This window comes from Paenibacillus sp. Marseille-P2973 (assembly GCF_018101095.1).
GTDB classification, from domain to species: domain Bacteria; phylum Bacillota; class Bacilli; order Paenibacillales; family Paenibacillaceae; genus Fontibacillus; species Fontibacillus vini.
Genome location: NZ_JAGQEH010000007.1, coordinates 87,358 through 100,955, shown reverse-complemented (window position 1 = coordinate 100,955; position 13,598 = coordinate 87,358). Strand labels below are relative to the sequence as shown.

9 protein-coding genes are annotated in these 13,598 nt (G+C 48.3%); 4 read left to right on the top strand and 5 right to left on the bottom strand.

Going from position 1 to position 13,598, the window contains the following annotated elements; genetic code table 11:
* Positions 1-91: 91 nt before the first annotated feature.
* Entirely contained in the window at positions 92-1,462 is a 1,371-nt protein-coding gene (locus KB559_RS15520) for a uracil-xanthine permease family protein (RefSeq protein WP_247681863.1), read from the bottom strand.
* A gap of 39 nt (positions 1,463-1,501) precedes the next feature.
* Positions 1,502-2,869 (bottom strand): guanine deaminase, encoded by a 1,368-nt coding sequence (guaD, locus tag KB559_RS15515; RefSeq protein WP_211022850.1) that lies wholly within the window; start codon positions 2,867-2,869, stop codon positions 1,502-1,504.
* Between the two features lie 223 nt (positions 2,870-3,092).
* On the opposite strand from guaD, the gene KB559_RS15510 reads away from it, so the two are divergent.
* Positions 3,093-3,665 (top strand): YdhK family protein, encoded by a 573-nt coding sequence (locus tag KB559_RS15510; RefSeq protein ID WP_211022849.1) that lies wholly within the window; start codon positions 3,093-3,095, stop codon positions 3,663-3,665.
* A gap of 102 nt (positions 3,666-3,767) precedes the next feature.
* Here the strand turns inward: KB559_RS15510 and KB559_RS15505 are convergent, their stop codons facing one another.
* The 3 genes from KB559_RS15505 to KB559_RS15495 form a co-directional block, all read right to left on the bottom strand.
* Positions 3,768-5,543 (bottom strand): ABC transporter ATP-binding protein, encoded by a 1,776-nt coding sequence (locus tag KB559_RS15505; protein ID WP_211022848.1) that lies wholly within the window; start codon positions 5,541-5,543, stop codon positions 3,768-3,770.
* Positions 5,530-7,335 carry an ABC transporter ATP-binding protein gene (locus tag KB559_RS15500; RefSeq protein ID WP_247681862.1) on the bottom strand — a complete coding sequence of 602 codons (1,806 nt, stop codon included), beginning with the start codon at positions 7,333-7,335 and terminating at the stop codon, positions 5,530-5,532. The genes KB559_RS15505 and KB559_RS15500 overlap by 14 nt, the downstream gene beginning before the upstream one ends.
* Before the next feature lie 344 nt (positions 7,336-7,679).
* Positions 7,680-8,558, bottom strand: coding sequence for an NAD(P)H-dependent oxidoreductase (locus KB559_RS15495; RefSeq protein WP_211022847.1), 879 nt, complete (start codon positions 8,556-8,558; stop codon positions 7,680-7,682).
* Between the two features lie 251 nt (positions 8,559-8,809).
* Between KB559_RS15495 and KB559_RS15490 the strand changes: the two genes are divergently transcribed.
* From KB559_RS15490 to KB559_RS15480, 3 genes are all read left to right on the top strand, one after another.
* Positions 8,810-10,000 (top strand): GGDEF domain-containing protein, encoded by a 1,191-nt coding sequence (locus KB559_RS15490; protein WP_211022846.1) that lies wholly within the window; start codon positions 8,810-8,812, stop codon positions 9,998-10,000.
* A 428-nt stretch (positions 10,001-10,428) separates the two neighbouring features.
* Positions 10,429-12,384 carry an elongation factor G gene (locus KB559_RS15485; RefSeq protein ID WP_211022845.1) on the top strand — a complete coding sequence of 652 codons (1,956 nt, stop codon included), beginning with the start codon at positions 10,429-10,431 and terminating at the stop codon, positions 12,382-12,384.
* A gap of 39 nt (positions 12,385-12,423) precedes the next feature.
* Entirely contained in the window at positions 12,424-13,584 is a 1,161-nt protein-coding gene (locus KB559_RS15480) for a YecA family protein (protein ID WP_211022844.1), read from the top strand.
* The last annotated feature ends 14 nt before the right edge of the window (positions 13,585-13,598 follow it).

Sequence of the window (13,598 nt, the reverse complement as noted above, 5' to 3'; positions counted from 1 at the left end):
CCCCAATAATCATAAGAGCACTGGAATGCAAACTGGGGCCGAACTATATCGGCCCCAGTTTTATTTATAATCGTAGTCTATCGATGTGAAATTATGAGAGACTTATTTTGCGCTTCTCGCCGGGTAATAATTTGTTTAATAGTATTGCTGCCATCGATGCAACCAGAATAGGCGAGCCTAGGATATATTGCACGAAAGTCGGCAAAGAGTTCAAGAAATCGGAAGGAATAAGCACTAACGCTAAGGTTAAAATCATAGGGATCGCGATGGTGTACATCTCTTTTTCGCCGATGGTCTCGTTTCTCATAACCTGCAAGCCGTTAATGGAGATAATGCCGCAGATGATGGCGAATACCCCGCCGATTACAGCCGAAGGAATTGCAGAAATCAGAGCGGCCAATTTACCGGAGCAGCCGAAGAGGACGAACCATCCTCCTACCGCGAGAAAGACCCGGCGGCTGGCAACACCGGTGATGGAGATAATGCCTGCATTCGTGGAATAGCCTGTAACCGGAGTGGAACCGAGTAAGGAAGAAATCAGGCAACTGATGCCTTCTCCGATCACCCCTCGATTAATGTTCTTGTCCGTTAGCGGCTTTTCAATGACGTTACTGATCGCAAACCAAGTCCCTGTAGTTTCAGCCAGCAGTACGATATAGATGATAACCATGGTGATGATCGCAGAAATATTGAAGGAAAAGCCAAAATCAGCAAAAGGAATCTGCGGCATGCTAAACCAATTGGCGTTCCCGACCGCCGAGAAATCCAAGATACCCATGAAGTCTGCGGAAATGCAGCCAACAACTAAGGCGATCATTACAGAAGTGATGCGGAACAATGAACCCTTGGTGCGGAACAGAGAACCCAGGATAACGAATAAAAGGAGCACGGCCCCTGAAATTAGGGCTAATAATACATTTTGACGGATTGAAGCGTCAGCGGCACCATAGATGTTATCTTGAATGGCCACCGGCAAAAGGGAAAGACCTACAACAAATATAATCGTTCCCCCTACGATCGGAGGGATAAACGATTTGACGATTTTATTGAAGATGCCGGTATAACCCAGAATAATAACTAGGACAGCGCCAATGATGCTGGCACCCAACACGGAACTCCAGCCTGCTTCTCCGCCCCCGCTGGCGGCATAAATCGTGATGATGGCACCGAGCGGAACATAGGAAGGACCTTGGGCCATAGGCAGCTTCATGCAGAAATAAGTCTGTACAATCGTTGCCAGACCGGCAGCAATAAACGTAGATTGAATTAAAGCGCTCGACTGATCGGCTTGTAAACCGATTAACATGGCAATCAGAAAAGGTACGACGTAGACGTCCATGGCTAATACATGCTGCAAACCCAGGATCACGGACTTGCTGAATGAAATCTTCTCATCGGGTAAGACCGTTAAATGCTGTGACTTCGCTTGTGTTTGATCTTGATTGTCTAGTTGTGGCTTCAATTCAGATGCGCCCCTCATATTTCAGTATTTTTTGTACTCTTAACGTCGTGAATGGACTCTTTCGCCTTGTACCCAGACTTCAAGGATATTCTCGGGGCGAACAAGATACATCATTTTCTGAAAGACGTCATGTAAATCTTCGTTCTCGTCAAAAATAGGCAATTTGGCAGTCGGTATTTTTGTATCAATAATTTGGACATCCCATGCATAGTTCTCCTCAATACGGCCGATAGGTAAGCTTAAACTTTCACCGCCGCCAGCCGTAGCAAGATAGAACGCTTCATGGATGGTAATCCGTGATCCCGGTACGCCGCGTTCCTTGGCTGGCAAGGATGGATTAACTCCGTCTTCCAGCATTCTCGAAGAAATGACAGCTTGCCTTATATTATCGAACAGACTGGGGGAGAACCCTCCGGAGATATCCGATCCCAATCCAATCTCAACCCCCTCGGCATGGAAATGAGCAACCGGGATGACACTATTGGCAAAATACGCGTTGGATACCGGACAATGGGCAATCGCCGTTCCGGTCTCAGCAAATAATTGTACATCCTCATCATCGAGAAAATTACAATGGGCCATGACCGATTTGTCACGAAGCAGACCGAAATCATGCAGAGCAAAGGCATCATTCTTCTGGAACCGCTCTTGGACATACCCGTGAGCCCAGTCACTCTCGCTGCAATGCGATTGAACATAGGTATCGTATTTGGCTGCCAGTTCTCCTAATCCTCTTAAACCTTCGTCTGTACAGCTTGGTATGAATCTTGGAGTTACTACCGGGTACACGCCTTGTTTAGCCGATTTGGCCAAAGCTTGTACAGCCAGAATGAATTCTTCCGTATCCGCCAGTGCCGAAGAGGTATCCGCGTCGCGGTAGTATTCTGGATTCTGTGCGGGATCATCCATGACAACTTTGCCAACCAATCCGCGCTGGCCTTTACTGGCGCATATTTCAGCTAACAGAATACTGGCTTCTTTATGCACTGTTGCAAAATAAAGTGCAGTCGTTGTCCCGTTTGCAAGCAGGGTGCTAACCACATCCTCATAGACCTTCTTGGCAAATTCCAGATCCGAGAATTTGGATTCGAGCGGGAAGGTGTAAGTGTTCAGCCAATCATAGAGCGGAATGTCCAAGGCTGTTCCGGATTGAGCCCATTGCGGCGCGTGGACATGCAGATCGATGAAACCCGGCAATAAATACTGACTTTCAGCTAAGCGATGAAAGGTATCGGTCCCTTGATACGCATCCAGCAGGGGTTGAAAGTCGGGATCTTGCGGTGCAATGATTCTTTCGATCATGCCTTCCGTGTTGATACAAAAAAGATGGTCCTTCAATACTTGAATTTCCTTGGGCGATTTGCTGGAAAAGGCAGTCCCTTGGAATATTTGCATATATTTTCTCATAACTACCGCCTTAATGTTCGTATTTTCTAGATGTATTTGTTATTATAATCGGTCAAAAACGAGAAGTCTATAGCAAAAGGCGAATAATCAAAGGTGCTCAAAATGAAGTTTGAAAGGGTGTAGTAGTTGTTGGAGAGAACGGTTTTGTTTTAAATATACCCAGGCGGGGTATGATAAGGATTGTACACCATATAATATCTAACAGCATTGAGGAGATGAGAAAATGAATAAGAATTTCCTGATAGGTATACTATCTGTAGCCATGGCGCTTGTTGTATCGGCTTGTTCTGACAATAATGCAGCTGTCACTAAGGACAATGCAGCAAATATGAATGAGGGTTCCAACTCGCATGATCAAATGGATCATTCAGGTTCAGGTGAAGTTCCGACGGATTTGGAGGCTGCAAAGAATCCGGCTTATCCGATGGGGAGTGTGGCGGTGATTCAAGCGGATCATATGGAAGGAATGAAGGGGGCCAAGGCGACTATCACAGGCGCATATGATACAAATGTCTATATGGTTTCATATACCCCGACTACCGGCGGTGCCACAGTAAAAGATCACAAATGGGTCATCCATGAAGAAATTGAAAATGCCGGCGATCAGCCCTTCAAACCTGGAGATAAGGTTGTGTTAATGGCTAAACATATGAAAGGCATGGAAGGCGCTGACGCTGTTGTTGATTCCGTTGAACAAACAACGGTATATATGGTGGATTACACCGATACAGTCAGCGGTGAACAAGTCACAAATCATAAGTGGGTAACGGAAAAAGAACTATCTCCGGTCGAGTAAAAAAAAGCGCCCGTTCCTTGCGACACATGTCCAAGGAACGGGCTTTTTGATTTTAAAATGCAGCTTGTTTTTGAATCTTTAGGTTCGGGGATTGATGATAGCTTAAGCTTCCATCTTCTGCGCCGTGTAAAGCCGGTAGTACAGGCCGCGACGGGCGATCAGTTCATCGTGCGAGCCGGATTCCGCGATGCCTTTGTCGGATACGTACATGATACGGTCGCAGTTCTTAACCGTGGACAACCGGTGCGCGATGATGAAGGAGGTCCGGCCTTTAAGCAGTTCGTTCAAGCCCTGCTGAAGCAGCCGCTCGGTCTTCGCGTCAATCGAAGAGGTGGCCTCATCCAGAATAAGAATGCGCGGGTCGGCCAGAAGCGTACGGGCGAACGAGATCAGCTGCCGCTGTCCCTGAGACAGCTTCGAGCCACGCTCGTTGACTTCCGTCTGGTAACCATGCTCAAACTCGCGGATGAATTCGTCGGCGCATACCGTCTTCGCCGCCGCAATGATCTCTTCTTCCGTGGCATCCAGTTTCCCGTACCGAATATTATCGAGAATGGTGCCTGAGAAAATAAAGCTGTCCTGCAGCATGATCCCCATTTGGCTGCGCAGGGAATTGAGCGTGACCTGTGAAATATCGTGACCGTCGATCAGGATCTTGCCGCCGGTAATATTATAGAAGCGCGAGATCAGGTTGACGACCGTCGTTTTGCCTGCGCCTGTCGGTCCTACCAAGGCAATGCTTTCCCCGGGTTTGATATCGAAGGAAAGGTTCTCAAGAATATTGTTGCCGGGATCGTAGGCGAAGGTGACGTCGTCAAACGTTACTCTCCCTTGAATCGATGGCAACTTCTTCGCGTCCGGCACATCGCTCACGGTGACCGGTTCGTCCAGCGTCTCGAAAATCCGTTCCAGATAGGCGACAGCATTGATGAAGTTATTGTACAGCTGCGACAAGTTCAGAATCGGCTGCCAGAACCGGAAAGCATAGGTACCCATGGCCAGAATGATCCCGAAGGTGATATCCTGAGGATTCAGCGCCAGCAGTCCGATAAGATAAATCAACGCGGTGACGATCGTCGCCAGATTATCGACGGTGAACGGGATCAGTGCGTTATACCGCAGAGCGCGCATCCACTCCGTGCGGAAGCTGCCTGCAAGGCGCGTGAAGATCCCTTCGTTGCGCTGTTCGCGGGAGAAGATTTGCGTCACGCGGATACCGCTGATGCTCTCCTGCAAGTAGGCGTTCACATTGGAGCTCTTGTTGGATACCGCCTGCCATGCCCGCCGTTGCCGGGTCTTGATCAATAGCATGACGCCGAGGAAGACAGGAAGACCCGCCAGGATGACGAACGACAGCCGGACATCCACGGCAAACATAAAGGCTGCGATAAAGATCAAGTTCACGATTTCAAGAATAAAGTTGATAATACCGTTGGATAACACATCCGATACCGAGTTGACATAGTTGACGACCCGGATCAAAATTTTGCCCTGAGGGCGATCATCATAATATTTGAACGGCAGCTGCTGCAAGTGCTTGAACAGATCACTCCGGATGTCAAAGATAATGTCCTGACCGACGCTCGTCATCATCCGTGAGCGGATCGTGGCCAGATAGACGCTGACCACAATGGTGACCAGCATAAGCGCCGACCAGCCGACCAGCGGGCCGACGGCTTTCGCAGGGATCGTGACGTCGATGACATGCTGCATGATCAGCGGAGCCGACAGCGAAACCGCCGCCGAAATGGCGCTAAGAATGAAGGCGATAATCATCGGTGTCTTCTGCTTCTTGATGTAGACTAACGCACGCCGGAAATGCTTGATATCAAAGGGCGATTCCAGGTTTTCGTCGATGTCGAATTTATTCCTTGCCATGCTCTGTCACCTGCCTTCCAATGCCCTCGTTCTGCAGCATAAACACTTCGTAGTAATAACCCCGTTTCGCCAACAACTCGGCATGGGTGCCTTCCTCGATCAGGCGGCCTTCGTCCAGAATGAGGATCCGGTCGGCTTCCGCGGTGGTCGAGACGCGTTGGGCGATAATGATTTTTGTGCAGGGGTATTCGAGTTCACGTAAACTTTTTTGGATATGCTCCTCGGTTTCCAAATCGACGGCCGAGGTCGTGTCATCCAGAATGAGGATCGGACGCTGAACCGCCATGGCGCGGGCGAGCGCGATACGCTGCTTCTGTCCGCCGGACAGGCCGACGCCCCGTTCCCCTACGATGGTGTCATAGCCTTCCGGCATCTTGGTAATGAAATCATGCGCTGCCGCAAGCTGGGCGTATTCGATGGTATCCTTCTCCGGAAGGTCGGGATCGCCATAAGCGATATTCCCGTCAATCGTGTCGGAGAACAGGAGGACATCCTGTGTCGCCACGCCGATGTTACCGCGAAGCTCGTCAAGCTCCAGCTTGCGTACATCGGTGCCGTCGACCAGAACACGTCCCTGCGACACATCATAGAAGCGAGGAATCAGATTGACGAGCGTCGTCTTCCCTGATCCGGTGGAGCCCATGATGGCAACGGTTTCACCCGGTTTAATCGTGAAGCTTACATCATGCAGAACCTCTACGCTGCCATATTTAAAGCTGACATGGTCAAACTCGATGCCTCCGCTGTAGCGGCGTTTGTCAACCATATTGTGCTCGTTGACGATGCCGGGACGCGCGTAATAGACTTCGATAATCTTGGACAAGCTGGCAAAAAAGCGTTGAATATCATTGATTATGATACCGATATTGCGCATCGGGTTGGAAATGGCCCAGATGAGCGATGAGAATGCGGCGAATTCGCCGAAGGTGATCCGGCCGTTCATAACGAACAAACCGCCTGCCAGCAGCAGAATCACGTTAAATGCCTGCGCGAACGTCTCGAGATAAGGAAAGTAATCGAGCCATACGAGCGCGGCGGTCTTGTTCGCTTTGGAGTAGTTGACGTTCTTGTCCGAGAACTTCTCCACCTCGTATTCTTCGCGTGCAAAAGCTTTGACGACACGGTTGCCCGAGATGTTCTCCTGGGTTGTGGTGTTGAGCTGGGACAGCCGTTCACGCAGATCCACGTACATAGGGCGTACGCGTTTCGCAAAGATGTAAGCTACCACAAAAATCGGCGGAGACAAAATCAACAGCCATAGCGTCAACTCGACGTCAATCGTAAAGAAGTAAATCACGGCGGCAAGGAAAATCGTGAGCGATTCGATGATCGTCTTGATAATCCACGCCATGGAGTGCCGCACCATGTCCAGATCGCCTGTCATCTTGGTCATAAGATCGCCGGTACGGTTATGATCGTAATAGTTCATGTCTTGCTCTTGAATCTTGTTGTACAGAAAAACGCGTACTCGATAGAGCATATTCTGCGAGGACCATTCGTACTGCATCGTCGTCAGGTAGGCAAGGCCCGTACGCAGTAAGGAAAAGCCGATCATGCCCAGGCAGAGCATAATGAGCAGCCCTCGCTCTTCCGTTAAATTCTGCAACGCGTTGTCATTCGCTATAAACGTATCGACAATGCGCTGGCCGATGTAAGGATTCACGATCATGAGCGAGGAGCCCACTACCGAGAGGCAAAGTGCCAGGATGTACCGCGTACGGTCTCCCTCCAGGTTCTTCCACAGCCATTTTAGTTCGAACATCTGATCACCTGTTTCTGATTGTTCTTTCATTCTTGTTGAAAAAGACTTTATGACCCAATCAACAAACTACCGTGATTATACCACTTGAGCAGGTAAGATCAACGTCTTTTTCAACATCCGGAAATGAATATATTTTTGTTATATATATTGAAAGAATTTGTGTGAAATATCGAAAATTTCAGACGAAAGTTCAGTTATAAGCGGACGTTTATCCACAGTTTTGCATTAGAGCAAAAGCCTGCTTCTTTGTCCAAATGCCAAACACCCCCAAGGGCCGTTCCATATCTTGCGACATGGCCGATTCACTTAGAGGTGTTTGATTTAGATTCTATTTTATTGTCTCTACTGTTCTATGTATTTTATTTGCGGTTCTATTAAAAGAATGTTTTATCCAAGTAACTGGTCAAGTCGGCACGAAGCTGGTTCAACTCCTGCTCGTATTTGTCGGAGCTGTTCGCAGGAGTGCGATCGTTGACGAAACGTCCTTTATTGCTTACTCCCCAAAATCCGGCCGTGTCATCATCCATTACTTTGAAAGCTTTCATATATTGATCCCATACATCATCGCTAATTCCTACCCCATCGCCGATAAACCCTCGGCCCCCACCCAGGTAACCGCAGTTCATGATCGTAAAGATAGATTTGTCTTTCAGCATTCCTTCAAGTCCTTTATCCGTACTTTTGTAGGCAAATTGCTTTGCAAATACGCGTTCCATATAGCCTTTGGTAATTGCATTAGGCGTATCGTGCCAGTTCGGATAAACAAAAATAATTTCGTCGGATTTCGTGACAAACTCCTGTTCCGTCTTTACATCAGCCGTTGGCTCGCCAGTTCCGTCCTTTGCATAATAGAACTCTTCGGGGGTAATTACCGGAGAGAATTTCATGTCGTATAAATCGCGAAGTTCGACTTCGTATCCATTCTCTTCAAAATGCTTCATGGCCGTATACGCCAGATCGTAATTCACGCTGTTTTTGCGGGGGTCGCCGACTACAAATAGCGCCTTTTTCTTATCGGAATCGGTAAATCCCTTCGGTTTATACTGAGCGATCAGGTCATTAGGTACAATTGAGGCAGAAGAAGTGGCATCGGCCGAAGCGGCGCTGGTGCTGTCCGCGGTGTTCGTTGTACCTTGATCAGACTTCACTTCCGTAGTGTTGGAATTGCTTGCAGGGGAAGCCTTCTGTGTCTGACAAGCCGTTAAAGAAAGAACAAAGCTCAGAGATAAGATAAGAATAGCGAGTTTCTTCAATTTATATCCTCCTTGTGGGTATACTCCACACGACTATAGCATAGACCCTATAAAGACTTTGTGATTATTTTCACTAGAAAAAAATGGCTTTAGATCGCTGCTTGAGGAGATCTTCGAGAGTTTGGTTAAGCCCCTGCAAGCATCAGCCGATAATAATATAGAAAAGCAATTAAACCCGGTTGGAGGCACTAATTTATTTGAAAACATCAATTAGAACAATCTTAAAGCTTATACTTCCATTTCTATTAATCATGTTGGCATATGCCTTCTATAAGAAGACAAGCACCATGTCGAACCCGCAATTAGACATTATAAAGCTGGCTCCTTATGCCGTATCGGCGATCGGTGCCGTGATTTCTTGGAAGTTCAATCGGAGCCGGGAGTTTTTTATACTTATCATTCTAGCGATCTGCTTGGCTGCCGTTACCTATTTGCCGGGAATAAAAGGGGGATGGCCCCCTGTTCAAACCAGAGACGTTTGTATCGTGATTGGAATGCTGGTTCCCTTTAATATTGCCGTGTTTTCCTTCTTTAAAGAACGGGGCATTTTGAGCTTATGGGGCGGGCTGCGTATCGGAATCATCCTTCTCCAAGCATTATTGGCCGCCTGGTTGATCCGCCCGGAGCAGCAAAAATGGCTCACCCTGATCAATCAAAACTTTTTGCCGGTCAACCTGCATACCTTAACTCCTATATCGCAAGCTGCACTGCTCTTATTTCTGGCTGCAGGGATCATTCTTATTTTGAGGCAGATTCGATATAAAACCTCTCAGGATATTTCCTTCATAGGGGTGCTGTGCGCCGTATTTATAGCCGTTCATCACAATGATGCCAATTCCATGATGTATCCGGTCTTTTTCGCGGCTTCGGGCATCGTCCTAATCACATCCATCATCCAGGATTCCTACTCTATGGCTTTTTCGGATGAGCTGACCGGTTTGCCTTCCAGGCGGGCGCTTAAGCAGGATATGATGAAGCTGGGAATGAATTACGCCATGGCGATGCTCGACATCGACCACTTTAAGAAGTTTAACGATACTTATGGACATGATACCGGGGACGAGGTTTTGAAATTAGTAGCTTCTATTATTAAAGACGTGACTGGCGGCGGGAAGGCCTATCGGTATGGGGGAGAGGAATTCACTATTCTTTTCCCGGGAAAAAGCATCACGGAGGTCGTTCCGCATCTCGAGCAATTAAGAGAAAAGGTGTCCAAAAGAGCCTTTACGCTGCGAAGACCCGGCAGCCGGAAGGGGAAATCCTCCTCGAAACGCAAAAAACGCGGCTCCCGATCCGCGGGTCAGAAACAAATATACATAACGATCAGTATCGGCGTTTCCCAAAGAAACGACAAACATAAAACACCGGATGCGGTCATGAAATCGGCGGACACGGCACTATACCGGGCCAAGAAAAAAGGTAGGAACTGCGTCAGCAAGTAGAGTCGGATAAGAGAGGGGGCGGGAGGCGTTTCGTCCTACCGCCTTTGCTCCGTTACAGATGACATGGATGCTGCCGTGAATTTCTGTTTTTGTACACTACAGTCGGTTAATTAGCTGGATTTTCTGCAGTTAATTTTGCGTGGATGGGCCTTAGGTGTGGATTAGATGTAGAAAACTACAGCCAATTTCGCGCTTCCCCTTCAAAACAGCTCAAACCTACCAAATTAACTGTATATTTTACAGTTAGTTTTCTCGAAAGAACTAATTCTGCGAAAATAACTGTAGGTTTTCCAGTTAAATCTCATCTTCCATAATGTTTCGCGACTCAACCATACTATATTTTCCAATCCTCTATCCGTGCCCACCGCCTTAACCCAACCCCTCCGTATGTTATAATAGATTACTAGGCTCGCAACCGGAGGAAGCTCATGAACAAGACGATTGGAATTTTAGCGCATGTGGATGCGGGGAAGACCACTTTCTCGGAGCAGCTGCTCTACTATACAAAGAGTATTAAACAGCGGGGGCGCGTCGACCATCAGGATGCCTTTCTGGACAGCCATCAAATTGAGCGGCAGCGGGGGATTACGGTATTTGCCGATCAGGGCCGATTTTCATATGGGAATGTCGAGTATTATCTGATCGATACGCCGGGACATATCGACTTCTCTCCGGAGACGGAACGGGCGATTCAAGCGATGGATATGGCGATCATTATTGTTAGCGCCGTGGAGGGCATCGAAGGCCAGACGGAAACGGTCTGGGAGCTGCTCAGAAAACATCGGATTCCCTGTTTCTTCTTCATTAATAAGACGGACCGAGTCGGGGCGGACGTCCCTCGGGTGGTTCAGGACATTCGAGCCAATTTCTCCTCGGATCTTTGCAATTTGACGGATGGGTTTGCCGAGGATGGCGGAATGAGCGAAGAGTGGATTGATTTCGTTGCCGAACGTGACGAGGCTCTGCTGGAGTATTATCTGGAGAAAGGCTACGACAGAGAGATGTGGCTGAATGCGATGCGGCGCCTGATTCAGAAGAATCAGGCATATTCCTATGCTTACGGCTCCGCGCTGCAAGGAATCGGGATCGAAAGCTTCCTTCACAAGCTTCATCTGCTAACGGAAACCGATTATTCCAGCGAAGGTCCGTTTGCGGGTCGTGTCTACCGCATACGCCATGATGATCACGGTACCAGAATCACTTTCATTAAAGCTTTATGCGGAACCTTGAACGTAAGGGATAACTTGAAGTATGGGGATGGGGATCGACCCGTCACCGAAAAAATTACGCAAATCCGGAAATACAACGGGCGTGAGTTTATGCCGGTTGACCGGGTGGAGGCGGGCGAACTGTTTGCGGTCACCGGTTTATCTATGGCCGCCGTCGGGGATGGCATAGGGGAATTACAGGAAAAAGCGGTATACGAAATGGTGCCCACTTTAAAGTCCAAAGTTATTTTCGAGCCCGGGATCCATGTTAAAGAGGCACTTGCTTATTTTAAAATACTCGATGCGGAAGATCCTTCGCTGAATGTGATCTGGGACGAAAGACTGCAGGAAATCCAGCTTCATGTGATGGGGAAGATCCAGCTTGAAGTGTTGGAACAGCTAATCTATGAGCGCTTTAAATTCAAGGTGAAATTTGACCGTCCGGAAATACTGTATAAGGAAACGATCGACACCCAGGTGAACGGTTACGGCCATTTTGAACCGCTGGGGCACTATGCCGAGGTGCATCTGCAGTTACGGCCAGGGGAGCGGAATTCGGGGATTACGTTTAAAAATGTCTGCCATGCCGATGATTTGTCCGTCGGGAATCAGAACCTGATCCGTCACCACCTGTTTGAACGGGAGCATCACGGTCTGCTGACCGGCTCGCCGCTAACCGATGTCGAGATCACCTTGTTGACCGGTAGAGCCCATAATAAGCATACGACGGGCGGCGACTTCAGAGAGGCTGCGTTTAGAGCGTTGCGTCAGGGATTGGAGCAATCGTCCAACGTCCTGCTAGAGCCATATTACCAGTTTAAAATCAAAGTGGACCTCGAACAGATTGGCCGCGTCATCTCGGATATCGGGCAGGCCAGCGGCAGACTGGATGCTCCCCGAAATGAGGGGGAGAAGGCTATTTTGACGGGAACCGTGCCGGTAGCTACATTTATGGATTACAACAGCCAGCTAGCTTCCTTTACCCATGGGAAAGGCGTGCTTAGCCTGACTTTTGCCGGATATGACCGATGCCATAATGAGCAGGAGATCATTGAAAGAATCGGCTACAACAAAGATGCCGATCCTGAATATACTTCCTCTTCGATCTTTTGCGCCAAGGGTCAAGGATATACGGTGGGGTGGAAAGAAGCCGAAGGGAATATGCACGCTTTATAATTTCGGTAACGACTTAATATTTAAAAAAAGGAGTTTATAATGACAAACGATTTTGAAGAAATGTTGGAGCAAAGTAATATACAGTACGCAATCGTCGGCGAGGTGAACCCGTCTTTAAAAGAAACCCTGAAGGGTTTAACCAAGACGCGGACGGCATCGCTTGCCAGAGCATACCAAGTACCCGGCCGATCGAAAATGAAACAAGCCGAGCTGGCCAAGGCGGTTCAGGAGTATATCACAGACCCCGCTCAGCTGGAGTCGATTCTCCTCATTCTGGATGCTGCGGAATGGGCAGTGTTTGAGGCGGCTTATGGTGATTCTTTCGTGCAGGACAACTACCTCCCGTACGGTTATTACCGGCTCATGCTGGAGCTGGGGATTGTGTTTACTTATTTTAATGAAGGTAAGCTGTACCTGGTGATGCCTGATGAAGTGAAGGAAGTATTTACGAAAATAAATACGCCGGAGTTTGCGAAAAAACGCAGTCAAATGGCGCTGGTATTCGACTACCTGCTTGCAATGTCCAACTTGTATGGAATTTATACGCCGGACAAGCTTCTTGAAATATACAATGGGCAAAATGCCTCCGACCCTCTTGAACAAGAGGAATTGGATGAAATGATTAAGCAGTTTTTGCAAAGGGAACAGAATTTTGTTCTGGAAGAAGGATATCTGATTAATGTGGGGCTGGTCTACAACAGCGAAGAAGGGGAATTGCAGTCATTGCTGCAGGAAATTCAAGGCAAACCGCATTATGTTCCGGATAAGACGGAATTGCTGAAATACGCGGATGACGGTTACTTTGAAATGACTCCCCAGCTTGTCTCATTAAAAGCTTATGTCTTGGATCGGATGAGCGATGACGAGGAAATGGTTGATGCGCTGGTGGATGACATTCAGCTTGCCTGTTCCATGAATGCGCCGCTGGATCAGCTGATTTATGAATTCGAAAGACGGGATCTGGTGTTTGAAAACCCGAAGGAAGCGGAAAGGGTGATCGGCTTGATCGTCGAAATAAGCAACCATACAAGAACTTGGGCCAACTGCGGACATACCCTTGATGAACTGGGCGCTTCCAAGCTGGTGTCGGGCCAGAAAGCGGGAGGGGCCAACGCTCCGGTTCAATCGGCAAAAGTCGGCCGGAATGAACCGTGCCCATGCGGCAGCGGATTGAAATACAAGAAGTGCTGCGGCAAATAAGAGGACTATGGACA